Consider the following 24,280-nt stretch of genomic DNA (forward strand, 5'->3'; position numbering starts at 1 on the left):
AAGGACAGCAAGGTGATTGTGGCGATCAACAAAGACCCGGAGGCGCCGATTTTTAGCGTGGCGGACTATGGGTTGGAGGCGGATTTGTTCCAGGCCGTGCCGGAGCTGGCTCAGGCACTCTGAGCCAGTCCCTACTCCAGAAAAACTGCTCCACGGTCTCACACTGCGCACCGCCACAGGCCGCTAGCACCCGCTTTGCAGGTGCTAGCGGCCCATCTAGGCATCACCTGCTTTCGTTGGTGCCACCTGTCGGGGTGTGGCGCTGGGCTCAGGCATAACGCTTGGCGCGCAGGTTGTCTTTCATTTGCTGTAACAGCGGTTGCAAAGCAGGCCCGATGCGCAGCGCCACGCAAGTAGCCAGCACATCAATCACCAGTAGGTGCAACAGGCGCGACACCATCGGGCTGTAGCGGTCATAGCCTTCTGGGTGGTCAGCCGCCAGATGGACGGCACAGGCGGCTGCCAAGGGTGAGCCGCTGGCCGTGATGGCAATGGTTGTAGCACCCTTCTTGCGTGCAATGTCGGCGGCGTCCATCAGGTCACGGGTGCGGCCCGAATTGGAGATGATGACCGCACAGTCACCTGGCCCCAGCAGCGTAGCACTCATCACCTGCATGTGGCCGTCGCTGGTGGCCAGACTGGTAATGCCCAACCGAAAGAATTTGTGCTGTGCATCCTGTGCCACGATGCCCGAATTGCCTGCGCCATAAAACTCGATGCGACGCCCCGTTTTCCACGTCGCTGCAATGGCCTCTGCGGCCCGCTCCATCAGTACCGTGCTGGCCGCATTGCGGTATTGCAAAAAGGCGGCTACTGCGTTGTCTACCACCTTGACCAATACATCGCCCGTCTTGTCATCGGCATCCACACTGCGATGGATGAAAGGTACGCCCTCACTCACGCTGCCCACCAATTTGAGTTTGAAGTCGGCCAATCCGTCGTAACCCATACTGCGGCAAAAGCGCACCACGGTGGGTTTGCTCACCTGAGCGCGGGCTGCCAACTCGCGTACGGGCAATCGGGCGAAGAGTCGTGCATCTGCCAGTACCAAACGCGCCACGCGCTGCTCGGCAGGGGCCAGTGAAGAAAGAGAGGCAGCAATCCGGTCCAACATAGAAAAAAGAGGCGCACGCCATGCAGGCAAGGTGGGCCAATGTAACCGTCTTTCGGCCCCGGCATCCTCCATGCCGCCCACCTGCGCGCATACACTTGCGGGCTTGCTGCATCCGCACTACGGTGCCGGGTTTTGTCCGATTTGACTTGTCCTTTGCCATGAACCAGCTCGACGCACTCAAACAGTTCACCACCGTGGTGGCCGATACCGGCGATTTTCACCAGCTGGCGCAATTCAGGCCACAAGATGCCACCACCAATCCATCGTTGATTCTCAAGGCCGTACAAAAAAGCGAATATGCCCCCTTGCTGCAAGATACAGTGCAGCAGTGGCGTGGCCGAGATTTGGGCGAAATCATGGATCGCCTGTTGGTGCGTTTTGGTTGCGAAATTTTGTCGCTCATTCCAGGCCGTGTTTCTACCGAAGTAGATGCCCGCCTGAGTTTTGACACCAGCGCCACTATCACCCGTGCCGAGCGCATCATCGAGCTGTACCAGGCCCAAGGTGTTCACATCGACCGTGTATTGATCAAAATTGCCGCCACTTGGGAAGGTATTGAAGCGGCCCGCCATCTGGAGCAACGTGGCATCCACACCAACTTGACGCTGCTGTTCTCCTTTGCACAAGCTGTGGCCTGTGGTCAGGCCAAGGTGCAATTGATCTCGCCCTTTGTGGGACGCATCTACGATTGGTACAAAAAACAGGCCGGCAGCAATTGGGACGAGGCCGCTATGGCAGGGGCCAACGACCCCGGCGTGCAATCGGTACGCGCCATCTATCAACACTACAAGCATTTTGGTATTGCCACCGAAGTGATGGGGGCGAGTTTTCGCAATGTGGGCCAGATCACGGCACTGGCCGGTTGCGATTTGCTCACCATTGCGCCAGAACTGTTGGCCCAATTGGCCGCCACCGATGCACCTTTGGCGCGCACGCTGGACGCCCAGGCAGCCCAGACGCTTCACTTGCCTGTGGTGAACTATGACGAGGCTGGTTTCCGCTACGCCCTCAATGCCGATGCGATGGCCACCGAAAAACTGGCCGAAGGCATCCGTGCATTTGCTGCAGATGCCGTCAAATTGGAACAGTTGATGCTGGCGGCCTAAATGCCAGCACTGGAGCAAGATATTTTCCGGGATCAACGCACACGCTGTGACCACACCCCGGCTTGGGTTGCTTTGCAGGCGCATTTTGAAGCGACAGGCCGCCACTTTGATGTGCGTGGTGCCTTTGCGGCCGATCCAGCCCGTTATCGTGCCTTCAGTCAAGAGGCACCCCATGTTTTTGCCGATCTCTCGCGCAACCGCATCGATCACGCCACGGAGGCACTGCTGCTGGATCTGGCCCGCCAGTGTGGGCTAGAGCAGCAGCGCCAAGCTATGTGGATGGGCGAGCCCATCAACACCACAGAGCAGCGTGCGGTGTTGCACCACCTCCTGCGCCAACCCGTCCCCCCCCTCGGTGGGGCGGATGCCGCCCCATTCATAGCCCAGGCTGGGCGTGATGTTCACCGCACATTGCAGGCGATGCTGTCCTACGCTGACAGCGTACGCCAAGATGCACGTATTACCGATATTGTCAGCATTGGCATTGGTGGCTCTGGGCTGGGGCCATCGATGGCCGTGACGGCGTTGGAAGAGCATTGGCAAGCAGGTCAGCGGGTGCATTTTGTCTCCAATGTCGATGGCATGGAGCTGGGTAGCTTGTTGCGCCGCTTGCGGCCAGAGAGCACGCTGTTTTTGATTGCCTCCAAAACCTTCACTACCGCAGAAACGATGGTCAACGCCCATGCGGCCCGTGACTGGTTCTTGGCCCACGGCGGCAGCACCGACACCAATGCCGATCTGCCGTTGGCCCGCCATTTTGTTGCCCTGAGCACCAATGTAGATGCAGCCCGGGGCTTTGGTATCACGACCACCTTTGGATTTTGGGATTGGGTGGGTGGCCGTTTTTCATTGTGGTCAGCCATTGGGTTACCGATTGCCATTGCCGTAGGCAGCAAGATGTTCCAACAGCTGTTGGCGGGTGCCCATGCAATGGATGAGCATTTTTATACCGCACCGTTAGAACACAATTTGCCAGTGCGTCTGGGGCTGTTAGACATTTGGTACCGCAACTTTCATGGCTTTAGCAGCCGGTGTATTGCTCCCTATAGCCACGGTTTGCGCCGCTTGTCTGCGTACTTGCAACAGCTGGAAATGGAGAGCAATGGCAAAGGCGTGGACTGGCGTGGACAAGCACTGCCCTATGCCACCTCGCCTGTGGTTTGGGGAGAGCCAGGCACCAATGGTCAACATGCTTTTTTCCAGATGATCCACCAAGGAAAAGACATCATTCCGGTGGAATTCATCGTTTTGCGCCAAGGCGGCCGGGATTTGCCTGAACAACATTCACGCTTGGTAGCCAATGCCTTGGCCCAAGCCCAAGCCCTGATGTTGGGACGCGACAGTGCCTGTGGGCACCGTCACTTCAGCGGCAACCGGCCCAGCACGGTGCTGTTGTTGGAGCGCCTCAATGCCACCTCGCTGGGTGCCTTGCTGGCACTGTATGAGCACCGGGTATTTGTCAGCGGCTCGCTGTGGGGTATCAACAGTTTTGATCAATGGGGTGTAGAACTGGGCAAGCAACTGGCCTCCAACCTCGAACCCCGCTTGGCCAGTGGTGATGCGCAGGGTTTGGATGGTGCGACCGCTGGCTTGTTGCGGCGTCTGCGAAGCGGACAACAGCAGCCATGCGAGCCTCTTCCATGATCGGTACCAATATACCGGCCAGGGGCCGCAAAAATGAGAACGCAAAAGCACCCCGCCCACCCCTTTGATTGGCCGATTGCAGGCTGATGGGCGGTGATACCATGACTGCTCAATTCTTACCCCTTCCGGTTCCATGGCCGCTGTTGACACCACCCTCAAAGATCCTGCAACAGTTGCACTCCCAGGTTTGGGACGGGCGCTCATTTCTGCAGGAAAACTGACGCAGAAGGTTGCCGAAGACATCTATCGCAAGTCGCAGGCCAGCCGCACCAGTTTCATTGCTGAACTGACAGGCTCGGGGGCCATCTCTGCCGCAGATTTGGCCCATGCGGTATCTTCAGTCTTTGGCGCCCCCTTGCTAGACTTGGGTGCAGTAGACCCCCTGCGTTTGCCCAAAGATCTGTTGGACGCCAAAATTTGCAGTGCCTACCGTGTGGTGGTGCTGGCCAAACGCAGCAACCGGCTCATCATTGCCTCGGCAGATCCAACCGATCAAGAAGCCGCCGAAAAAATCAAATTCACTACCCAGATGGGGGTGGACTGGGTTATTGCTGAATACGACAAACTCAGTGCATTGGTCGATACCAACAGCAAGAGTACCAGCGAGTCCCTAGAAGCCCTCAACAGCAGTGGTGATTTTGAATTTGACGACGTTCCGGTAGAGGCGGCACCAGAGAGCCAAGACAACGCTGGCGCTGAAGTTGAAGACGCTCCCATCGTCAAGTTCCTGCACAAGATGCTGATCGATGCGTTCAATATGCGGGCTTCAGATTTGCACTTTGAACCCTATGAGCACCAATACCGGGTGCGCTTTCGTATTGACGGAGAACTGCGCGAGATCGCCTCGCCACCCATTGCCATCAAAGACAAGCTGGCCTCGCGGATCAAGGTGATTTCGCGCCTAGACATCTCCGAAAAGCGTATTCCGCAAGATGGCCGTATGAAACTCAAAGTGGGGCCAGACCGGGTGATTGATTTCCGGGTCAGCACCTTGCCCACCTTGTTTGGTGAAAAGATCGTGATCCGTATTTTGGACCCCAGCAGTGCCAAAATGGGCATCGATGCCTTGGGCTACGACCCGGAAGAAAAAGCCCGCCTACTGCACGCTATTGGCCGACCCTACGGCATGATTTTGGTCACTGGGCCTACTGGCTCGGGCAAGACCGTGTCGCTCTATACCTGTTTGAACCTGCTCAACCAGCCCGGCGTCAACATTGCAACGGCTGAAGACCCGTCTGAAATCAACTTACCCGGTGTCAACCAAGTCAACGTCAACGAAAAAGCGGGATTGACGTTTGCGGCGGCGCTCAAATCTTTCTTGCGCCAAGACCCAGACATCATTATGGTGGGGGAAATTCGCGATCTGGAAACGGCTGACATCTCCATCAAGGCGGCCCAGACTGGTCACTTGGTGCTCTCTACACTGCATACCAATGATGCGCCCACCACGCTCACCCGGATGCGCAATATGGGCATCGCTCCGTTCAACATTGCCTCCAGCGTTATCTTGATTACCGCCCAGCGTTTGGCGCGGCGCCTGTGCCCACAGTGCAAGGCGCCTGCCGACATTCCCCACGAAGCCTTGCTTGACGCGGGGTTTACTGACGAAGAGCTGGACGGTTCTTGGGCGCCGTATAAGGCCGTGGGTTGTTCGGCTTGCAACAACGGTTACAAAGGTCGGGTAGGTATCTACCAAGTGATGCCAATTTCTGAAGAAATTCAGCGCATTATCCTGCGCGACGGCAGCGCGATGGACATTGCGGCACAGGCCAAGGCAGAAGGGGTGCGTTCCTTACGTGAATCTGGCTTGCATAAGGTCAAGGCGGGGCTGACCTCGCTGGAAGAGGTGTTGGCCGTCACCAATCTATAAACACTGCACAACCGAGGGAGCGCCATGGCGACCGCTGCATCACAGGGGATCAAAGACTTTGTTTTCGAGTGGGAGGGAAAAGATCGCCACGGCAAGATCGTGCGTGGCGAGACCCGTGCCTCTGGCGAAAACCAGGTACAGGCCATGCTGCGCCGCCAAGGGATCTTGCCCAGCAAGATCAAAAAGCGGCGCATGAGTGCGGGTAAAAAGATCAAACCCAAAGACATTGCCCTGTTTACCCGCCAAATGGCCACCATGATGAAGGCTGGTGTGCCACTGTTGCAAGCCTTTGATATTGTGGGGCGTGGCAACACCAACCCCAGCGTGGGCAAGTTGCTTAATGACATCCGTGCCGACGTTGAAACCGGTACGTCACTCAATGCCGCCTTTCGCAAATACCCGCTCTATTTTGATAGCCTCTACTGCAATTTGGTAGAGGCGGGCGAGGCCGCCGGTATTTTGGAGGCCCTGCTCGACCGGCTGGCCATGTATATGGAAAAGACCGAGGCCATCAAGGGCAAAATCAAATCGGCACTGATGTACCCCATCTCGGTGGTGATTGTGGCCTTTGTGGTGGTGACGGTGATCATGATTTTTGTGATTCCCGCCTTCAAACAGGTGTTCACATCGTTTGGGGCAGATTTACCTGCCCCCACCCTGTTTGTGATGGGTGTGAGTGAGATTTTTGTCACATGGTGGTGGCTGATTTTTGGCGTGCTTGGCGGTGGCTTCTATTTCTTCATGCAGGCGTGGCAACGCAGCGAGAAGGTGCAGATGTTCATGGACAGGGCATTGTTGAAGATGCCAATTTTTGGTGTCTTGATTGAAAAATCAGCGGTCGCTCGCTGGACGCGTACCCTGTCCACCATGTTTGCCGCTGGTGTACCACTGGTAGAAGCTTTGGACTCAGTGGGGGGGGCTGCGGGCAACTCGGTCTATTCAATGGCCACAGAGAAAATTCAGCAAGAGGTGTCTACTGGTACCAGTTTGACGGCAGCCATGGCCAATGCCAATGTGTTTCCATCGATGGTGATACAGATGTGTGCCATTGGTGAAGAATCGGGTTCGATTGACCACATGCTGGGCAAGGCCGCCGATTTTTATGAAGAAGAAGTCGATGAAATGGTGGCTGGCTTGTCTAGCCTGATGGAGCCGATCATTATTGTATTTTTGGGTGGCTTGATTGGCGGCATTGTGGTGTCGATGTACCTGCCCATCTTCAAGTTGGGACAGGTGGTCTGATGGGTATCGATCCTTGGCTGGATGCCATATTGTTGGGTGTGGTGGGGTTGCTGGTGGGCAGCTTTTTGAATGTGGTCATTCATCGACTGCCGAAAATGATGGAGCAGCAATGGGCGGCAGAGTGTGCCGACTATGTGGCCCACCTCTCTCCCACAGCAGCTGTAAGCACTGCTCTAGCAACCGAGCCAGAGAAATTCAACCTCTGGACGCCGCGTTCGCGCTGCCCCTCGTGCGGGCACCCAGTGCAATGGTATGAAAACATTCCGGTACTGAGTTATCTGGCCTTGCGTGGGCGCTGTTCTGACTGCAAAACCGGCATCAGCTTGCGTTATCCAGTGGTGGAGTTGTTCACTGCAGCCCTTTTCTTCTTCTGTGTGAAGCACTGGGGTCTGACACCTACCGGATTGGCTTGGTGCGGCTTCTCTGCCACATTGGTGGCGCTGGCCTTCATTGACTGGGATACAACCCTGTTACCCGACGATTTGACCTTGCCCTTGCTGTGGGCGGGGCTGTTGGCATCGGCGTTGCAATGGATCAATGTGTCGCTGTTCAACAGCGTGGTGGGGGCTGCAGCAGGTTATTTATCACTGTGGCTGGTGTATTGGGCTTTTAAGCTCGCCACGGGCAAAGAAGGCATGGGCTATGGAGATTTCAAGCTGTTTGCTGCACTGGGTGCTTGGTTTGGCTGGCAGGCATTGGTGCCACTGATCCTGATGGCTTCTGTGGTTGGTGCGGTGGTGGGCATTGCCCTCAAACTGGCTAGCTCGTTGCGCGAAGGGGGTTATGTGCCCTTTGGCCCCTTTTTGGTCGGTGCTGGCTTGATCGCCTTGGTCTGGGGGCCACAGGTTGTCTTACAAAATATCTTGGGCGCTTTGGGGCTGTGATGGTGATGCAACGTCCCAGACGCTTGGGCCTGACTGGAGGCATTGGCAGTGGTAAGAGCACTGTAGGGCAGATGTTGGCAGAACATGGTGCTGCCTTGATTGATGCTGACCAAATTGTGCGTGAAGTCACCGGGCCAGGAGGATTTGCCATGCCCGCCATTGCCCAGGTATTTGGCAGCCAATTTGTCGATGCCCGTGGTGCCCTTGACCGGGAGAAAATGCGGATTCATGTTTTCGCCCAAGCATCCGCCCGCCAACAATTGGAGGCCATCATCCATCCGCTGGTTGCACGGTTTTCTCAAGAGCGTGCCCAAACTGCGTTGAATGCTGGTGCGCCCTTGGTCGTGTTCGATATTCCCTTGTTGGTCGAGTCTAAGCACTGGGCAGCCCGACTCAATGCGGTGCTGGTGGTGGATTGCCACCCAGAAACACAGATCGCCAGGGTCATGGCCCGCAATGGCCTAGAGAGAGCTGCAATTGAGCGCATCTTGGCGGCTCAGGCCAACCGTCAGGAGCGATTGGCCCATGCCGACATGGTGCTGTGCAACGATGGTCTCACACTGGATGCGCTGCGCCAGCAGGTGTCTGCACTGGTTCAACGGTTCGGGCTATGATCGAAGGCTTCGCCCAACCAGCCACTAGGCTGCTCTGGCGGTGTGCGCTCTCTTTCTCAGAAACCCGGCAGTGTGATCCTCTACGAATATCCCTTCAACGAACGTATCCGCACTTACCTGCGGTTGGAGCAGCTCTTTCGCCGTCTAGGTGAGCTGATTCCCCGCAGCCATCCGCTGGATCACCACTTTGCGCTGGCAACCATCTTTGAAATCATCGAAGTAGGTGCGCGCACCGATTTAAAAACCGATGTGCTCAAAGACATCGAGAAGCAAAAACAGCTGCTCGAGAGCTACCGGGGCAATCCGGCCATTTCAGAAAAAGCCTTGGATGCCGTATTGGCGCAGCTAGAACGCTGCTTTGCTGCACTCAATGAGCAAACAGGCCGTACGGGGCAGTCACTGATGGAGAACGACTGGCTCATGACTTTGCGCAGCCGCATGGGTATCCCCGGAGGTACCTGTGGTTTTGACCTGCCCAGCTACCACGCTTGGCAATGTGCCGAATCTGGTGTGCGCCAGAAAGCCTTGCAAGAGTGGACGGCAACGCTGGCGCCTCTGGCAGAGTCTATTTATGTGCTGATGCAGTTACTGCGCGATACTGGGGTGCCTCAAAAAATGGCGGCCCTGCAAGGCAATTTTCAGCAAAATCTTCCTCAGGGGCGTAGCTTCCAATTGCTGCGTCTGGCGATTGACCCGGCGCTGGGCATCATCCCAGAAATCAGTGGCAATCGGCTGCGGGTCTCGGTGCGCATGATGCAATTGCAAAGCGATGGGCAATTGCTGCCCAGTACCGAGGACGCATCATTTGAACTCTCCCTCTGTGCCTGAGAATAAGAAAACACCCATGTCCTCGCCTCTGCCCCACCCATCAGCCGAGCGCATTGTTACCTGCCCTGCCTGTCAGGGGCCAAGCCTTTATGGCCCTACCAATGCGTGGCGGCCCTTTTGTAGCCAACGTTGCAAGCTGACGGATTTAGGGGCTTGGGCCAGTGAACGCTTTGGCCTGCCGGAGACGATGGAAAGTACCGCAGACATGCCACCATTGCACACCTGAACGGTGTTGCACTGAAATGCACTACAGTGGTGCATATTCAGGTAACCTTCTGGCTACGGGGAGGATTGTCTCGTGGTCAATTTCGGTTTCGGTACTGCGGCAACCTATGCCGCCGATGTATTGCCAGACCCAGTGCCTGCGCATCCGCTGCTTGATGGCAAACAAGAGCTTGGCCGTGGACAATATTCGATTGTGCTGGACAAAGGTGATGGTGAGCGGGTTTACAAAATAGTGAGTTCCCCGGCCGATTACTGGTTGCATACCGCCAAAGACCGCCCCCAAGGCAAGCATTTTCCGGTCGTTTATGTCGACCACGGTGATATTGGTCAAGCACAATCGGGCTATCGCTTTTACCTCTTGGAGATGGAACGCCTGTATCCATTGACCCCAGAATCGCAAGCGGCCATTGTGGCTAACCAATTAACCAAGGCCTACTGGGAAGGGTGCAGGCGCTGGAATCAGTTGGGGGCGTGCATGGGCCGAATGGCCATGTACCACTTGACCACAGGAGAGACTCCGTCTTGGGATGAGCAAATGCAATCGGCACTCAAGGCTTTGTCTGCGTTTATTGAAGAGTACCAACTGCTACCCGACATCCTCAAGGCCGACAATTTAATGGTGCGCAAAGATGGCACGCTGGTGTTTTCTGATCCGGTATTTGTCTCCTGATACCTGCCATTACCAACCGTTATGAGGGCCGCTGTGCGCTCTGTGGCCGAAAGGCAGGGCACACGGCCGGATGTGTCTCTAAATACGGGCCGCCAATCAGATCAATGCAATAGGGCACCGCAGCAAAAATGCCAGGTATGCGCAGTTGTTGTCCAGTGTCGTCCTTCAGCCCCTCTAGCGTTTGGGCAATGGCTTTGGGTTGGCCGGGCAAATTGACAATCAGGCATTGGTCGCGCACCACGGCCACTTGGCGCGACAAAATGGCAGTGGGTACAAATTGCAGGCTGATCTGGCGCATTTGCTCACCAAAGCCCGGTAACACCTTGTGTGCCACAGCCAAGGTGGCCTCGGGTGTTACATCGCGCAGGGCCGGGCCTGTGCCTCCTGTGGTCAACACCAAGCAGCAGCCCTCCCGCACCAGCTCTATCAGCACTGCGCTGATGGTGTCTTGTTCATCGGGAATCAGACGTGGCTTGAACACCACAGGATTTTTCAGGGCGCGCGTCAACCACTCTTGCAGTGCAGGCAAACCTTGGTCTGGGTAAATGCCAGTGCTGGCCCGGTCGCTGATCGAAACCAGGCCAATCACCACCGGGTCATGGCTGTTGGAGGCCGTAGGGGGGGCGTTTTCAATCGGCCGCATGGGCTGGGTCATCCGATGGGGCGCTGCCGTGGGTCTCTGTGTGTGTTGCGTTGATCTGTTCGCGCACCAGTGCAAACAGTTCACGGTAAGCCCGGCCCTTGCGTGGTGCCAATCCCTGTGCTTCGGCCACGGTGGCGTCGTGTGCAGATGGTGCATCTTTGCGGGCTTGTCGAATCAGCGCCCGCAGTTGTTGGATATCGGTGCCAGGATATTGTGCAATCCACTGCGCTTGGGCCGTATCTTGGGCAATCAGCAGATCACGCCAGTGCTCTGCTTGGTGCAGCAAGAGCTTGTCGGCAGCAGAGCCATTGCGTTGTTCTTCTAGGGCGGCCCGAGCCGCTGCCACCACGTCTTCATCGAGCTTGCGCATCAGTTTGCCCACAAACTGCATCTGGCGGCGTTTGCCTTCAAAGTTGGTGATGCGACGGGCCTCGGCCAAGGCGTCTGCCAGCTTGTCTGGCAGCCCGATGCGCTGGAACAAATCAGCGCGTAATGTCAGTAAGTCCTTGCCCAAATCTTGCAGGGCATCGCTTTCGCGTTTGAGGTCGGTGCGACTGGCATCGTGGGTGCCTTTGAGTTCGGCCTTGAGTTCAAGATCCAGTTCGCTGCCTTCGGCAACAAAATGGCCTTTGACAAAGTAGCCTTTTTTGGGTTTGCGTGACATGGTGAAATCCGGGAGAAAAGGTGTAGTGGCGATGTGGCAGCCCAACACCCCCACCACCCGGTCATACAGGGCCGGGGGCGGGCGCAAGTATCATAGCCGGGTCATGAAACCCACACGCTCTGCCGCTTCCCCTTCCCGCCGTGCCGAACCAACGGCCAAGTCTGTCCACCCTATGCCGCACCATGCCGATCAGCCCGAGACGGGGTTTAGCTACAGCCGTTCTTTCTTTGAAGGTTTGGTTGATAGCGCGTTGGCCCATGCCAAAAAAATTGGTGCCACCGATTCTGGGGCTGAAGCCTCTGAAGGCTGCGGTCTATCCGTCAATGTGCGCAAAGGCGAGCTGGAAACAGTAGAGCGCAACCGAGACAAGTCTTTAGGCATCACCGTCTATGTCGGCCACCGACGCGGCAATGCCAGCACTTCGGATTTTTCGCCTGCCGCCGTGGAGCGTACGGTGCAAGCGGCGTACGACATTGCCCGCTTCACGGCAGAAGACCCTGTGGCCGGGCTGCCCGACGAGGCCGATATTGCCCCACCTGCCAGTCACCGTGATCTGGATCTGTTCCACCCTTGGGTGTTGAGCAGCGAGGAGGCTGCACATTTGGCGATGGAATGCGAAGCCGCCGCTCTTGCCACGCACAAGCGCATCACCAACAGCGAAGGGGCTGGTGTTTCAGCACAGCAAAGCCATTTTTTCAGCGCCCATACGCATGGCTTTCGGGGCGGCTATGCCACCTCGCGCCACAGCATTTCGGTGGCACCGATTGCCTCGTTGCCAGGGCGTAATGCAGAAATGCAGCGCGATGCATGGTATAGCTCCATGCGCGATGCTGCTGATTTGGCATCTCCGGTGGCTGTAGGGCGTTACGCTGCTGAGCGTGCCCTTAGCCGTTTAGGCAGCCGCAAAATTGCCACTACTGAATGCCCGGTACTGTTTGAATCGACACTGGCCGCTGGCTTGTTGGGTGGTTTTGTGCAAGCCATTAGCGGTGGGGCGTTGTATCGCAAAAGCACATTTTTGCTCGATTCGCTGGGTAAACAGGTGTTTCCCAAACACATCGATATCTTGGAAGACCCGTTTATGCTGCGCGGCAAGGGCAGCTCGCCTTTTGATGAAGAGGGGGTGCGCGTAGCCCCGCGCAAGGTGGTAGAGGCTGGACGGGTGCAGGGTTATTTTCTGTCGAGTTATTCAGCGCGCAAACTGGGCATGAAAACCACTGGCAATGCCGGTGGTTCGCACAATTTGGTCATGGCATCGCGGCGCACCAAGGGGGGCGACGACCTGACCACTATGCTGCAAAAACTGGGCACAGGCCTGTTTGTCATTGAACTGATGGGCCAGGGCGTCAATTACGTTACTGGCGACTATTCACGCGGAGCCAGTGGCTTCTGGGTAGAAAATGGCCAGATTGCCTTTCCGGTGCACGAGATCACGATTGCGGGCAATCTGAAAGATATGTTCAAAGGCATTGAGGCCATTGGGGCTGATGTTTACAACCACGGCGCTAAAACCGTGGGTTCGCTGCTGATCAACCGGATGAAGGTGGCAGGGAGTTAAGAAATCACTGGCCGCTGCACAGGTGCTGCAAGTGGGGCCGCAGCGTGCTCAGTGTGACGAAACTCATGTCATACATGGCATTGAGGCTGCTGGCTTGCGCATCATCCAAATCCAGAGCGCAGATGATGAAGCGTTCACGGGGAATGCCCAGTCGCTTGCGCAAGCGCAGCAACTTATCAAGATCTCGGCGGAATTCGCCAGTTTTGCATTCAATACACACCGGGGCGTGGTTGCCGGACAGTGCTAACACGTCCAACTCTTGCAAATCTTCATTCGCAAACTTAATACGCGCACCACGTGCAACCGATAAGGATAAACGTGGTTGATGGGTATTCCAAACCGCGAGTACCTCCATCAAAGCAAACCATTCTAGCCATCCCCCCTCAAAGAAGCGGCGCACCGCCGGAGCAGATTGCAAGCTCAGACGGACAATTTTTTCTGGTTTTTGGTAGTGATAACGTGAAAAAAAGGTGTGTTCGTAGAGGTTGCGGCACAACTGGTTAATGGCTTGTGCATCCTTTTGGGGTAGACGGGCTAATTCCAGATTTAAACCCGTATGTGCCTTGCGGTAACTCCAACAGACACGGCCGATCAGTTCACCAAACAGCTCATAGCGTGTGCCAAAAGCCTGCGCCGCTTCGTCAAAGTAGCCTGCTGTATTGACATTTTCAATATCAAAATCTACCTGCAACTGGTGCGATTGGAACCAAGCCTGCAATGGTGCGTGTTGGGCCAGAGTAGCTAAATTGGTTTCTGTTGCTTTCTGTGTAGCGGTGGCAGGTGCTACTCTTTCTTCTGGTGCAAGGGGAGGATTTACTACCCGTGGCGTCTCTAAAGCCCGCAGAGCCTGCAACTCACGCCGAATTTCGGTATAACGCTCTAACAGCTTTTCTACATAGAACACCGTACCAAACACCGTTACGGGTTGAGCGCAACGGTTGCAGGACATGGACTTGCCTACAGGGGTGATGTTTTCTTCGGCGACATAGCCGCAGGCATTACAGCGATACAAGGGCATGGGTTGAATGTGCGTGCAGGGGGGAGTTGCACGCCAAATCTGTGAAAGCCTGCCAGTGTAGATGGAACGCGGTTTGTGGCTGTTATTAGATGTTCGTCAAAGCAGCCTTCACGGCGCTGGAGACTTGCCCCATATCAGCCTTGCCCGCCAGTTGGGTCTTCACTGCACCCATCACCTTGCCCATATCGCCTGGGCCTTTAGCGCCCAGTTCGGCCACAATGGCTCGCACAGCGGCGGTGATTTCTTCCGGTGACATGCGCTGGGGCAGGTAGGTTTGCAGCACCGCCAGTTCGGACTTTTCTTTGTCGGCCAGGTCTTGGCGGGCGGCTTGCTCAAAGGCCGCAATACTGTCTTTGCGCTGTTTGACCAGTTTGTCCACGACCGCCACCACGGCAGCATCGTCCAGCACCACGCGCTCATCCACCTCTTTTTGCTTGAGGGCGGCCAGCAGCAGGCGAATCGTGCCCAGGCGCTCGCTGTCTTTGGCGCGCATGGCGGTTTTCATGTCTTCGGTGATTTGGTCTTTGAGGCTCATGGCTATCTCCTAAAAATCAACAATGCTGGGGTGGCTCCTGGCCCATTCTGAAAACAAAAAACCCGCGCTCGGCGTCCCTAGCGCGGGTGGTGTCGGCACAGGGCCGGCGACAATCAGTACAGCTTCTTGGGCAACTGCATGGAGCGCACACGCTTGTAGTGGCGCTTAACAGCAGCAGCCTTCTTGCGCTTGCGCTCGGCAGTGGGCTTTTCGTAGAACTCGCGGGCGCGCAGGTCGGTCAACAGGCCCAGTTTTTCGATGGTGCGCTTGAAGCGGCGCAGAGCAACATCAAAGGGTTCGTTTTCTTTTACACGGATGGTGGTCATTAGCTAATGTTTTCCAAAATATGCCCGCAGAGGGTCTTGGGGAGATCGGGCCTCAAGACCTTGCATGGCGGGTTCCCCGTCTCGTAACTAGTATTGGCCGACGGGGTGATGCCAGCAAAGCCGGACATTATAGCGATTGCGTCTTTGGGTTCAATAGCGTGTTTGGCCCAGTTCGGCAAAAAGATCGCCATAAATGCGGTAGCGGTTGGCGCTGATATGGCCCGCATGCAATGCAGACAACACACCACAACCAGGCTCGTGCAGATGCGTGCAGTTGTAAAACTTGCAGTGCGTGGCATGGGCAGCAATGTCGGGCATATAGGCCGCCAGTTGCATAGGGGCAATGTGTTGCAAGCCAAACTCCTGAAAGCCGGGTGAGTCAATCAAGGCGGTGCTGCGTTGCTCATCCACCCAATACAGCGCCGTACTGGTCGTGGTGTGTTTGCCAGAATTGAGCGCCTGCGATATCTCCCCCGTCAGCACGGTGGCTCCCGGCACTAGCAGGTTGATCAGGGTGCTCTTGCCTGACCCCGACGGCCCCAGCACCAGCGTGGTTTTACCTTCCAAATAAGGCAGTAACTCGGCCCGCTGGGCTGGTGCATTGGTGTGGAGAGACAGCCCCAGCACTGGGTAGTGGCGTGGCCTCTCATGGCTTGCCATGTCACGGTAAGGTTGCAGCCGCTCCCAAGCAGCAGCAAACGGTACGGTCAAATCGCGCTTGTTCAACGCAATCAGCGGCGTAATGTGGGCGGCTTCTGCTGCCACCAGCGCACGCGCCAATTGACTTTCTGAAAACACCGGCTCGGCAGCAATCAAGATCAACACCTGATCGAGGTTGGCGGCAAACGATTTGGTGCGAATTTCGTCTTGGCGGTAAAAGAGGTTGCGCCGCTCCTGTACTTTCTCGATCGTGCCTTCCTCGCCTTGGCCGGGGGGCGGGGCTTGCCACAGCACTGTATCGCCCACCACGGCTTGGCTTTTTTTGCCGCGAGGGTGGCAGATACGGCGCTGACCATCGGGAGTTTCTACCATGCAGTGGCGGCCATGACTGGCGACCACCAGCCCTGAAAGGAGCGCGCTGCGTTCACCACTGGTGAAGGCCAGGGCCGAAGCTTTTTTTTGCCGATGAGAGGTCATGCCGCTGTCTGTGGTGGTACCAAAGGCATCCGGGCCAGTCGTTCACTGGCGGGTGGATGGGAGTAATAAAACCGCACGTACACCGGGTCGGGGGTAAGCGTGGAGGCGTTGTCTTTGTAGAGCTTGAGCAAGGCGCTGGCCAAATCGGCGCCGTTGGCTTGGCGCATGGCATAGGCATCGGCCTGAAACTCGTCTCGGCGCGAGAATTGCGCCAACAATGGCCCCAGAAACACCGTAAACACCGGCACTACCAACAAAAACAACAACAGCGCCAACGCATCGTTGGGCGCGGCTGAGGCGCTGGGCACCAGCAAGGCCAAGCTCGGTTGTACGCCCAATCCGGTATAAAACCATGCCTGTGTGGCTAACCAGCCCAACAGTGCAAAGCCCACCAGACTCAAGGCAAACAACATCACCATGCGCTTGGCGATATGGCGGTGGTGAAAGTGCCCCAACTCATGGGCCAGCACAGCCTCGACTTCGCCAGGGGTGAGTTGGCGCAGCAGGGTGTCATAAAACACCACCCGCTTGGCCGCGCCAAAGCCCGTAAAGTAAGCATTGGCATGGGCGCTGCGGCGGCTGCCATCCATAACAAACAACCCTTGTGCTTTGAAACCACAACGCTCCATCAATGCGGTAACACGGGTTTTGAGTGCCTCATCGTTCAATGGCTGAAACTGGTTGAACAGGGGGGCAATCCACATCGGGTAAATCACCATCAACAACAGGTTAAAACCCATCCACAAGCCCCAGGCCCACAGCCACCACCAGGGGCCAGCCGCCCCCATGAGCCACAGGACAGTGGCTGCCAATGGCAGCCCAATCACCACACCGACCAGCGTGGACTTGAGGGCATCGGCCAGCCATAAGCGCCAAGTCATTTGGTTAAAGCCAAAGCGTTGTTCAATGACAAAGGTTTGGTACAGCGTCAGTGGCAGCTCTATCAAACTGCCGATCAGCACAAAGCAGGCCAGCAGTGCCAATTGCTGCACCATGCCCCCGCCGAGCCACTCCAGCAAACCGTGGTTGAGTGCATTGAGCCCACCCAGCAGTGTCCACCCCAAGAGCACGGCAGCACCCAGTGCCATCTCTATCAGCCCCAGTTGGGCTTTAGCCAAGGTATAGCGGGCTGCCTTTTGGTGCGCCGCCAAGCTGATGTGTCCAGCAAAAGCCGCAGGCACGGCATTGCGGTGGCGGGCCACATGGCGAATCTGGCGCGAGGCCAACCAAAACTTGAGCAGCAGGCCCAACACCAGCGCAGCCGCAAAGGCCATGCTCAGTGCCAAGGCGGGCGTCAAAAAAGCAGAAGGAGCAGCAGGCATGGGGCGGGAGTGTAGGGCATGGGGGACAATCGCGCCCCATGTCAGATACCCCGCACATTACCCCTCCTACCTTGGCCAAATCCGACCAAAATCTGGTCTGGCTAGACTGTGAAATGACTGGCCTCAACCCTGAAGTTGAGCGCATCATCGAAATTGCCGTGGTGATTACCGATGCCCAATTGACCGTGCGCGTTGAAGGCCCAGTGCTGGTGATTCACCAATCCGATGAACTCTTGGGCAAGATGGATGCTTGGAACCGAGGCACGCATGGCCGCAGCGGCCTGATCGACAAAGTAAAGGCATCGACCACCACCGAGGCCGAGGCCGAACACGAGCTGATCCATTTCTTGAAAAAATACGTTCCCAAAGGCAAGGTGCCGTTGTGCGGCAACAGCATCGGCCAGGATCGGCGCTTTATGGCACGCTACATGCCCAAGCTGGAAGCGTATTTTCACTACCGCAATGTGGATGTCAGCACATTCAAGGAGTTGGCTAAACGCTGGAAGCCAGCAGCCTATAGCAGCTTTAAAAAGGCACAAAAGCACACCGCATTGGCCGATGTGCATGAGTCCATCGACGAGCTGTTGCACTACCGCCAGCATTTTTTGGCCGTATAACGCTTGCGGGGAAACCCCTATCCGTGTGATAATCAAAGGCTGCACAGCACTTGTTGTGCAAACTGTGCATCTCCCTTCACACATTGGGTCTGCGAGCCAGCAAGCCATGCGCCTTGTAGCTCGTGTTAGATACCCAGCCGCGCCAACACTTCTCGTTCGTGCAGGTTTCGTTTGATGGTTGATGTTTTTTAACCATGAACGGAACTACCGCTGACACGCTGTCGGCGTTTGTTCTCGTGTGAGAAAAATATGACTGACACTTTTCAAGTGCAGGGCGATTTCGCCGCTGCTGATGCCGCTATTTCCGAAGTTTCCCTGCAAGATGCAACCGTGATGGCCGACGATGCCGTGACGGCTGAACCCAATGGTTTTATTGAGCTGGGCTTGGCCCCAGAGCTGGTGCAAGCCGTGGCCGATTTGGGTTACACCCAGCCCACCACAGTGCAACAAAAAGCCATTCCTTTGGCGATGGGCGCTGGTGGTGAAAATGGTCGCTACATTGACCTGATGGTTTCCAGCCAAACTGGCAGTGGCAAGACCGCCGCCTTTTTGCTGCCTGTGCTGCACACCTTGATTGGCCAATTGGCCGAAAACGAAGCTGCCGCCCGCGCCGAATACGAACGCGCTGCCGCTGAGGCCATTGCCCGTGGCGAAGCACCCCCCAAGCGCCCCAAGCGCAAAGACCCCACCAACGCGCGCAACTTCAAGCCTGCCACCCCCGGTGCTTTGATTCTGTGCCCCACCCGCGAACTGGCCCAGCAAGTGGCCCACGATGCGATTGATCTGGTCAAGCACACCCGTGGCTTGCGCGTAGCCAATGTGGTGGGCGGCATGCCCTACCAATTGCAAATTGCCAAACTGCAAAACGCTGACCTCGTAGTGGCTACCCCTGGCCGCCTGCTGGACTTGCAACGCTCTATGCAAATCAAGCTGGACAAGGTGCAGTTCTTGGTGGTGGACGAAGCCGACCGCATGCTCGACTTGGGCTTCTCCGATGACTTGGCGGAAGTGAACCAACTGACCAGCCAACGCAAGCAAACCATGATGTTCAGCGCCACGTTTGCGCCACGCATTCAGCAGTTGGCGATGCGCGTGATGCACGACAACGGCTCGTCGGTCAAGAAAATCCAAAACGACGCGCCGCATGAAAAGCACGTCAACATCAAGCAGGTGCTGTATTGGGCCGACAACGCCCAACACAAGCGCAAAATGCTTGACCACTGGCTGCGCGACACCTCTATCAACCAAGCCATTGTGTTTGCCAGCACCCAGGTGGAGTGCGATGGCTTGGCCAATGACTTGCAGCAAGAAGGCTTTAGCGCCGTGGCTTTGCATGGTGCATTGAGCCAAGGTTTGCGCAACCGCCGCCTGATGGCCTTGCGTCAAGGCCAGGTGCAGATTTTGGTGGCTACCGATGTGGCTGCGCGCGGTATTGACGTACCCACCATCACCCACGTCTTCAACTATGGCCTGCCCATGAAGGCTGAAGATTACACGCACCGTATTGGCCGCACAGGCCGTGCAGGCCGCGATGGTTTGGCTATCACTTTTGCCGAGTTCCGCGATCGTCGCAAGATTTTTGACATTGAAGGCCATACCCACCAGCAGTTCAAGCCCGAAGTGATTCCGGGTTTGGAGCCAGTGCAGCGATTCCCGCAGCCGGGCAGCCGCCCACAGGGCGACTTCGGCGGTGGCCGCAGTGGTGGTGGTCGTAAGTTTGGCGGTGGTGGTGGTCGTGGCGGTTTTGGCGGTGGCTTTGGTGGCGACCGTGAGCGCAACTTTGGTGGTGCCAGCGGCTTTAATGACCGCCAACGCGTGCAAGGCCGCCCAGATGACCGTGGTGGCAACTTTGGTGGCCCGCGTGAAGACCGTGGTTTTGCGGCCCCGCGCCGTGATGGCGAAGGCTATGGCCGCAAGCCCGGTTTTGGCGATAGCGGTCGTGGTGGTTTTGGTGACGGCCCACGCGGTGGTGCGCCACGCGGTGACTTCGCCCCCCGTGGTGATTTTGCGCCCCGCGGCGAGATGGCTCCCCGTGGTGAGTTTGCGCCTCGCAAGCCTGCGTTCTCCAAGCATGGCGGTGGCGGTGCGGGTGGCAAGCCTTTTGCACCACACGATGCCCGCAAGCGCCCTGCGCGTCCTGCACGTTAAATACTGACGGTTGCTCCTTGCGTGGAGCAGCATCCCCAACGAAAAAAGCGCAGTCTTTGGCAGGCTGCGCTTTTTTATGTTTTGAAGATTTCAAACTGCCAGAAACAAGGCCGGGTCTACCATCGCACGGTTGAGCATGACACCCCAATGCAAATGCGGGCCAGTGGCTCGGCCTGTGGCTCCTACGGCACCTAGGCGTTGTCCAGTGCTCACCGTGGTACCTACTTGCACATCAATGCGACTGAGATGGCAAACCATTGAGAGCAACCCACCACCGTGGTCTAGCCAAACGGTTTGGCCGTTGAAAAAATAATCACCCACATCGATGATCCGGCCTGGCAGCGGTGCCAGCACTGGGGTGCCTGTGGCAGCGGCAATATCCATACCACTGTGTGGATTACGCGGTTGACCATTGAACACCCGGCGCAGGCCAAACGAGCTAGAGCGCCGCCCTGGGGTGGGCACTTGCATACGCAATGTGGAGGGTAGGGGCTCACTGAACGTTGCCATTACTTGCTGCTGGTGGGCGCGTTCGCGTTCGTAGCGCGCATTGTCTTCTGGAGAAAGATCCACCGTGCGTGGTGCCACTTTCAGCTGCTGTTGTGGGTACTGCTTAGGGGCTATGTCATACGACAGCGGGTGTGCCTTGCCGCCAGGCAGTTGCACCAGAATGTGTGCAGTACCGGGTGTGGCCGCCAATGGAATGCCCACCAGTGCTGTCCATTCAATCATATCCCCCAGCACCAGCACAGGTGCCTCCCCAGCATGGACTGTGGGCCGTTGTGGCGCTGGCCCCAACGACAGGTGGGCCACACCACCAGGCACCTGCAAGGCGTGGGGCCAGCTCTCGCTGACAGGCGCCTTGGCCGCCGCCATCGAAGGCAAGGCCAGCCAGCTCAGGGCGCCCCACAGGGCAGCCCGGCGTTGCAGCAATGGAGAAGAAATAGAGCGGATGTCAGGAGAGGAATTCACGGTGTCAAAGCCAAGCATCAAGGTGCCTAAAGATACCGTACTGCGCCTACCAAACTGGTGTTTCCTGTGCCAAAGACCTCGGCCTGCATCGTGCGCTCAATTGATTGCAGGGGATTGGCGATGGCTGCTCATAAAAACCGCTCTAACAAACGGCGCGAGTGTTTGTCTAGTAGGCTGGTGTCGTCAATTTTGAATTGCAGCCCCTCGGCACTGGCAATCAACAGCCGGGTGCGTCCTGCCAGTTTGCGGATATCTTCTTCGGCTTTGAGCACCAGTTGGGTTGGGCCTCGGTCGGTTTCTATTTGCCAAGTGCTGGGAGTAGAAAAGCCAGAGACGGAGCAGATTTTTTGAATTGCTGGAACAAATTCGCGCACGGCCAGTTCTGCTTCGATCAGACTGCGGGGCACAGCGGGCAAATCGGCTAAGCGTTCAATCCACAGCAGTTCATGCCCATCGCTGCCCACCAAGGATAGCCCCTCGCCGGGGGCCGCAATCGGAAAGGCGCGCACCGGTTGCACATCGCTGTGCTGGGTGCCATCGGGCAAGGTGAGCACCAAACGCCCGTGGGCATTGCGTTCTAGCAATACGCTGGTGGTAGAGGGAGAAGGACGGAGCATGGTCGATGTTCTTTCAGGGGTTGCCCGCTGGGTGGGCCGAGTGTGTCAGGCTACTGTCAATCACCAAGCCAGCAGCTTGTGCGTCTTCTTCGGCGCGGCGGGCTTGGGCTTCGTACAAGCGCCAGTAAGCCCCTTGTTGCGCCATCAATTCGTCGTGTGGGCCCACTTCGACGATTTCGCCTCTGTCCATTACCACCAGCCGGTCGGCCTTGCGCAGGGTGGACAGGCGGTGGGCAATGGCGATGGTGGTGCGGCCTTGCACCAAGTTGTCGAGGGCTTTTTGGATTTCCTTTTCCGTTTCGGTATCGACGGCTGAGGTGGCTTCGTCCAAAATCAGGATGCGGGGGTCAATCAGCAGGGCGCGGGCAATGCTGATGCGTTGGCGCTCGCCACCCGACAAGCCTTGGCCACGCTCACCCACCAGCGAGTCGTAACCATGCGGCAGGCGCAAAATGAACTCGTGGGCGTGGGCGGCCCGGGCTGCAGCCACGATTTCTTCACGCGTGGCCTCGGGTTTGCCGTAGGCGATGTTTTCGGCAATCGTGCCAAAGAACAAGAACGGCTCTTGCAACACCAGCCCGATATGGCGGCGGTAATCGGCCACGGCCATACGGCGCACATCGACCCCATCGAGTTGGATGGAGCCATCGCTCACATCGTAAAAACGGCAAATCAGGTTGACCAGCGTGCTCTTGCCCGAGCCACTGTGGCCGACCAAGCCAATCATCTCGCCGGGGCGGATGTCCAAGTTCAAACCTTTGATGACGGAGCGGCTACCGTAGCGGAAATCCACATCGCGCAAGGCAATTGCGCCCGCCACCTTTTCTACTTTGACCGGCTGGGCTGGGTCGGGCACATTGCTCACATGGTCAAGGATGTCAAAAATACGCTTGGCCCCGGCAGCAGCCTTTTGCGTGACCGAGACAATGCGGCTCATGGAGTCTAAACGGCCATAAAAGCGGCCAATGTAGGCGATAAAGGCGGTCAAGATACCGACGGTGATTTCGCTTTTAGACACCAACCAAATGCCAAAGCCCCAGACCACCAATAGGCCGATTTCGGTCAGCAGCGAGACCGTGGGGCTGAACAAAGACCAAGTGCGATTCAACTTGTCGTTGACTTCCAGATTGTGCTGGTTAGCGTCGTGAAAACGTTGGGCTTCGCGCTTTTCTTGGGCAAAGGCTTTGACCACCCGAATACCGGGGATGGTGTCGGCCAGCACATTGGTGACTTCCGACCAAACGCGGTCGATTTTTTCAAAGCCGGTGCGCAGTTTGTCGCGCACGGTATGAATCAACCAGGCAATAAACGGCAGTGGCACCAATGTGACCAGCGCCAGCCACGGGTTGATGCTGAACAAAATGGCCGCTGTCATGAAAATCATCAGCACGTCGGTTAAAAAATCCAGCGCGTGCAGTGATAAAAAGACGTTGATGCGGTCGGTCTCAGAACCGATGCGTGCCATCAAATCACCAGTACGCTTGCCGCCAAAGTAATCTAAAGACAGCTTGAGCAAATGCTCGTAGGTGGTGGTGCGCAAATCGGCCCCGATGCGCTCGGACACCAGCGCCAAAATGTAGGTGCGTGCCCAGCCCAAGCCCCAAGCCGCCAGTGCCGATAGCAACAAACCGCCCAAATACAGCAGCACCAACATCGGGTCGATTTGTTTGCCATTTTGGAACGGAATCAGGATATCGTCCATCAGTGGGATGGTCAGGTAGGGTGGCACTAAAGTAGCCGCAGTGGAGGCCAGCGTCAGGCCAAAACCAGCGGCCAATTGCCAGCGGTAGGGCCGGGCAAAACGCCACAAGCGCAGCAGCACCCAGGTGGAGGTTTTGGCAGGCTGGGCGCGGGCGCAAGCGGGGCATTCTTCGCTATCGGGTGGCAAAACGGTATGGCACACCGGGCAAGCGGGCGCAGCATCAGGGGTTTGCTGCACGGCGGCCCCTGATTGCAGGTGCGCTATCTGCTGCTCAAACCGTTGCACCAGTTGCAGTGCCGAGGCATGGAGCCCCATCGTCAAGCGCCACAGGGCCAAGCGTTGTTGGGTATCGTGCAGTTCTAGGGTGGCTACGCCGCCATAATCGACCAGACGCAGGCTTTGGCCTAGCGCCAAGGGCCATGTTTGTACCCCTGCGCTGTCAGAGGTGTGGGCCAGCAGGCGTTGCTCGGTCAGTAGCACTTGGCCGGTAGCAAAGCGCAAATCGACACTCAAGTCAACCGCCAGCGTGGCTAGGACGTTTTCATGGGGAGCGAGCTTGGCCCGCAGTTCGGCCCCCAAGGGGCCGCCCGGAACCTCCGAGATATTCACAGGATGATGTGGCATTTTTGCTTGGTCTTTTCAGTCCCGATAGCCCTGGGTGGCTGCCTGCCAGGTGGCTTGGCTTGTCGCCCCTGTGGGGCCTCGGGGTGCTTGCGCACTCTGCAATAACGCTGCGAAGGCTTTATGCGCTGACACCTGCCATGCGCGCACAATCACTTTCTAGCCCGCTGGGCCTGCAATACTCCCTTATTCCACTTGCTTGA

At 57.1% G+C, this 24,280-nt stretch carries 23 protein-coding genes and 1 pseudogene; 13 read left to right on the forward strand and 11 right to left on the reverse strand.

Annotated elements, in window-relative coordinates:
• Positions 1-123, forward strand: a pseudogene (locus ACFO6X_RS15290) (electron transfer flavoprotein subunit alpha/FixB family protein); the annotation flags it as partial.
• 145 nt (positions 124-268) lie between these two features.
• Here ACFO6X_RS15290 and ACFO6X_RS15295 read toward each other — a convergent pair.
• Positions 269-1,114 carry a MurR/RpiR family transcriptional regulator gene (locus ACFO6X_RS15295; protein ID WP_382434748.1) on the reverse strand — a complete coding sequence of 282 codons (846 nt, stop codon included), beginning with the start codon at positions 1,112-1,114 and terminating at the stop codon, positions 269-271.
• Between the two features lie 158 nt (positions 1,115-1,272).
• Here ACFO6X_RS15295 and tal point away from each other — a divergent pair, with 158 nt between their 5' ends.
• The 9 genes from tal to ACFO6X_RS15340 all read left to right on the forward strand — a co-directional run bounded on the left by tal (position 1,273) and on the right by ACFO6X_RS15340 (position 10,197).
• Positions 1,273-2,220, forward strand: a complete 948-nt coding sequence (gene tal, locus ACFO6X_RS15300; protein ID WP_382434750.1) for a transaldolase — start codon at positions 1,273-1,275, stop codon at positions 2,218-2,220.
• Entirely contained in the window at positions 2,221-3,864 is a 1,644-nt protein-coding gene (gene pgi / locus ACFO6X_RS15305; RefSeq protein WP_382434752.1) for a glucose-6-phosphate isomerase, read from the forward strand.
• A 133-nt stretch (positions 3,865-3,997) separates the two neighbouring features.
• On the forward strand, positions 3,998-5,734 hold the full coding sequence (pilB, locus tag ACFO6X_RS15310; protein WP_382434754.1) for a type IV-A pilus assembly ATPase PilB: 1,737 nt from the start codon (positions 3,998-4,000) through the stop codon (positions 5,732-5,734).
• Positions 5,735-5,758: 24 nt separating this feature from the next.
• Positions 5,759-6,976, forward strand: a complete 1,218-nt coding sequence (locus tag ACFO6X_RS15315; protein ID WP_382434756.1) for a type II secretion system F family protein — start codon at positions 5,759-5,761, stop codon at positions 6,974-6,976.
• Entirely contained in the window at positions 6,976-7,860 is an 885-nt protein-coding gene (locus ACFO6X_RS15320) for a prepilin peptidase (RefSeq protein ID WP_382434758.1), read from the forward strand. The genes ACFO6X_RS15315 and ACFO6X_RS15320 overlap by 1 nt, the downstream gene beginning before the upstream one ends.
• 5 nt (positions 7,861-7,865) lie before the next feature.
• Positions 7,866-8,474: a dephospho-CoA kinase gene (gene coaE / locus ACFO6X_RS15325; protein ID WP_382434760.1), complete on the forward strand. Its 609-nt coding sequence runs from the start codon at positions 7,866-7,868 to the stop codon at positions 8,472-8,474.
• Positions 8,475-8,546: 72 nt separating this feature from the next.
• Complete coding sequence (gene zapD, locus ACFO6X_RS15330; protein ID WP_382434762.1) at positions 8,547-9,302, forward strand: cell division protein ZapD; 756 nt, start codon at positions 8,547-8,549, stop codon at positions 9,300-9,302.
• 16 nt (positions 9,303-9,318) lie between these two features.
• Positions 9,319-9,528 carry a DNA gyrase inhibitor YacG gene (locus ACFO6X_RS15335; protein ID WP_382434764.1) on the forward strand — a complete coding sequence of 70 codons (210 nt, stop codon included), beginning with the start codon at positions 9,319-9,321 and terminating at the stop codon, positions 9,526-9,528.
• Between the two features lie 72 nt (positions 9,529-9,600).
• Entirely contained in the window at positions 9,601-10,197 is a 597-nt protein-coding gene (locus tag ACFO6X_RS15340; RefSeq protein WP_382434766.1) for a hypothetical protein, read from the forward strand.
• A 19-nt stretch (positions 10,198-10,216) separates the two neighbouring features.
• Here the strand turns inward: ACFO6X_RS15340 and mog are convergent, their stop codons facing one another.
• Both mog and yjgA read right to left on the reverse strand, forming a co-directional pair.
• Entirely contained in the window at positions 10,217-10,840 is a 624-nt protein-coding gene (gene mog / locus ACFO6X_RS15345; protein WP_382434768.1) for a molybdopterin adenylyltransferase, read from the reverse strand.
• A complete protein-coding gene (yjgA, locus tag ACFO6X_RS15350) occupies positions 10,827-11,504 on the reverse strand; it encodes a ribosome biogenesis factor YjgA (RefSeq protein WP_382434770.1) in 678 nt (225 codons plus the stop codon). Before yjgA ends, mog begins: the two co-directional genes overlap by 14 nt.
• A 172-nt stretch (positions 11,505-11,676) precedes the next feature.
• On the opposite strand from yjgA, the gene pmbA reads away from it, so the two are divergent.
• Positions 11,677-13,062, forward strand: coding sequence for a metalloprotease PmbA (pmbA, locus tag ACFO6X_RS15355; RefSeq protein WP_382434820.1), 1,386 nt, complete (start codon positions 11,677-11,679; stop codon positions 13,060-13,062).
• A 4-nt stretch (positions 13,063-13,066) separates the two neighbouring features.
• Here the strand turns inward: pmbA and ACFO6X_RS15360 are convergent, their stop codons facing one another.
• From ACFO6X_RS15360 to ACFO6X_RS15380, 5 genes are all read right to left on the reverse strand, one after another.
• Positions 13,067-14,080 carry a PDDEXK family nuclease gene (locus tag ACFO6X_RS15360; protein WP_382434773.1) on the reverse strand — a complete coding sequence of 338 codons (1,014 nt, stop codon included), beginning with the start codon at positions 14,078-14,080 and terminating at the stop codon, positions 13,067-13,069.
• An 85-nt stretch (positions 14,081-14,165) separates the two neighbouring features.
• Complete coding sequence (locus tag ACFO6X_RS15365; RefSeq protein ID WP_382434775.1) at positions 14,166-14,615, reverse strand: GatB/YqeY domain-containing protein; 450 nt, start codon at positions 14,613-14,615, stop codon at positions 14,166-14,168.
• Between the two features lie 113 nt (positions 14,616-14,728).
• A complete protein-coding gene (gene rpsU, locus ACFO6X_RS15370; protein WP_007833691.1) occupies positions 14,729-14,941 on the reverse strand; it encodes a 30S ribosomal protein S21 in 213 nt (70 codons plus the stop codon).
• A gap of 150 nt (positions 14,942-15,091) precedes the next feature.
• Positions 15,092-16,078 carry a ribosome small subunit-dependent GTPase A gene (gene rsgA / locus ACFO6X_RS15375; protein WP_382434786.1) on the reverse strand — a complete coding sequence of 329 codons (987 nt, stop codon included), beginning with the start codon at positions 16,076-16,078 and terminating at the stop codon, positions 15,092-15,094.
• Complete coding sequence (locus ACFO6X_RS15380; protein ID WP_382434788.1) at positions 16,075-17,400, reverse strand: M48 family metallopeptidase; 1,326 nt, start codon at positions 17,398-17,400, stop codon at positions 16,075-16,077. The genes rsgA and ACFO6X_RS15380 overlap by 4 nt, the downstream gene beginning before the upstream one ends.
• 38 nt (positions 17,401-17,438) lie before the next feature.
• Here ACFO6X_RS15380 and orn point away from each other — a divergent pair, with 38 nt between their 5' ends.
• Positions 17,439-18,017, forward strand: a complete 579-nt coding sequence (orn, locus tag ACFO6X_RS15385) for an oligoribonuclease (protein WP_382434790.1) — start codon at positions 17,439-17,441, stop codon at positions 18,015-18,017.
• A 249-nt stretch (positions 18,018-18,266) separates the two neighbouring features.
• The gene (locus ACFO6X_RS15390) at positions 18,267-20,165 is read left to right on the forward strand and encodes a DEAD/DEAH box helicase (RefSeq protein ID WP_382434792.1); all 1,899 of its coding nucleotides are present in this window, start codon (positions 18,267-18,269) and stop codon (positions 20,163-20,165) included.
• 90 nt (positions 20,166-20,255) lie between these two features.
• On the opposite strand, the gene ACFO6X_RS15395 is transcribed toward ACFO6X_RS15390, so the two are convergent.
• The 3 genes from ACFO6X_RS15395 to ACFO6X_RS15405 form a co-directional block, all read right to left on the reverse strand.
• A complete protein-coding gene (locus ACFO6X_RS15395; protein ID WP_382434794.1) occupies positions 20,256-21,155 on the reverse strand; it encodes a peptidoglycan DD-metalloendopeptidase family protein in 900 nt (299 codons plus the stop codon).
• Between the two features lie 110 nt (positions 21,156-21,265).
• Entirely contained in the window at positions 21,266-21,754 is a 489-nt protein-coding gene (locus tag ACFO6X_RS15400) for a cyanophycin metabolism-associated DUF1854 family protein (RefSeq protein ID WP_382434796.1), read from the reverse strand.
• Between the two features lie 13 nt (positions 21,755-21,767).
• The gene (locus ACFO6X_RS15405) at positions 21,768-24,080 is read right to left on the reverse strand and encodes a cyanophycin metabolism-associated ABC transporter (RefSeq protein WP_382434798.1); all 2,313 of its coding nucleotides are present in this window, start codon (positions 24,078-24,080) and stop codon (positions 21,768-21,770) included.
• Positions 24,081-24,280 lie beyond the last annotated feature (200 nt).

This window comes from Giesbergeria sinuosa (assembly GCF_042652905.1).
In the GTDB taxonomy this organism is placed as follows: domain Bacteria; phylum Pseudomonadota; class Gammaproteobacteria; order Burkholderiales; family Burkholderiaceae_C; genus Simplicispira; species Simplicispira sinuosa.

Coding starts and splice junctions, on each gene's coding strand:
- yjgA (WP_382434770.1), bottom strand. CDS start 11,504: ATGTCACGCAAACCCAAAAAAGGCTACTTTGTCAAAGGCCATTTTGTT.
- ACFO6X_RS15320 (WP_382434758.1), top strand. CDS start 6,976: ATGGGTATCGATCCTTGGCTGGATGCCATATTGTTGGGTGTGGTGGGG.
- ACFO6X_RS15335 (WP_382434764.1), top strand. CDS start 9,319: ATGTCCTCGCCTCTGCCCCACCCATCAGCCGAGCGCATTGTTACCTGC.
- ACFO6X_RS15315 (WP_382434756.1), top strand. CDS start 5,759: ATGGCGACCGCTGCATCACAGGGGATCAAAGACTTTGTTTTCGAGTGG.
- ACFO6X_RS15395 (WP_382434794.1), bottom strand. CDS start 21,155: ATGCTTGGCTTTGACACCGTGAATTCCTCTCCTGACATCCGCTCTATT.
- pgi (WP_382434752.1), top strand. CDS start 2,221: ATGCCAGCACTGGAGCAAGATATTTTCCGGGATCAACGCACACGCTGT.
- coaE (WP_382434760.1), top strand. CDS start 7,866: ATGCAACGTCCCAGACGCTTGGGCCTGACTGGAGGCATTGGCAGTGGT.
- pilB (WP_382434754.1), top strand. CDS start 3,998: ATGGCCGCTGTTGACACCACCCTCAAAGATCCTGCAACAGTTGCACTC.
- ACFO6X_RS15390 (WP_382434792.1), top strand. CDS start 18,267: ATGACTGACACTTTTCAAGTGCAGGGCGATTTCGCCGCTGCTGATGCC.
- tal (WP_382434750.1), top strand. CDS start 1,273: ATGAACCAGCTCGACGCACTCAAACAGTTCACCACCGTGGTGGCCGAT.
- rpsU (WP_007833691.1), bottom strand. CDS start 14,941: ATGACCACCATCCGTGTAAAAGAAAACGAACCCTTTGATGTTGCTCTG.
- mog (WP_382434768.1), bottom strand. CDS start 10,840: ATGCGGCCGATTGAAAACGCCCCCCCTACGGCCTCCAACAGCCATGAC.
- orn (WP_382434790.1), top strand. CDS start 17,439: ATGTCAGATACCCCGCACATTACCCCTCCTACCTTGGCCAAATCCGAC.
- ACFO6X_RS15405 (WP_382434798.1), bottom strand. CDS start 24,080: ATGCCACATCATCCTGTGAATATCTCGGAGGTTCCGGGCGGCCCCTTG.
- rsgA (WP_382434786.1), bottom strand. CDS start 16,078: ATGACCTCTCATCGGCAAAAAAAAGCTTCGGCCCTGGCCTTCACCAGT.
- ACFO6X_RS15380 (WP_382434788.1), bottom strand. CDS start 17,400: ATGCCTGCTGCTCCTTCTGCTTTTTTGACGCCCGCCTTGGCACTGAGC.
- ACFO6X_RS15365 (WP_382434775.1), bottom strand. CDS start 14,615: ATGAGCCTCAAAGACCAAATCACCGAAGACATGAAAACCGCCATGCGC.
- pmbA (WP_382434820.1), top strand. CDS start 11,677: ATGCCGCACCATGCCGATCAGCCCGAGACGGGGTTTAGCTACAGCCGT.
- ACFO6X_RS15295 (WP_382434748.1), bottom strand. CDS start 1,114: ATGTTGGACCGGATTGCTGCCTCTCTTTCTTCACTGGCCCCTGCCGAG.
- ACFO6X_RS15360 (WP_382434773.1), bottom strand. CDS start 14,080: ATGCCCTTGTATCGCTGTAATGCCTGCGGCTATGTCGCCGAAGAAAAC.
- ACFO6X_RS15400 (WP_382434796.1), bottom strand. CDS start 21,754: ATGCTCCGTCCTTCTCCCTCTACCACCAGCGTATTGCTAGAACGCAAT.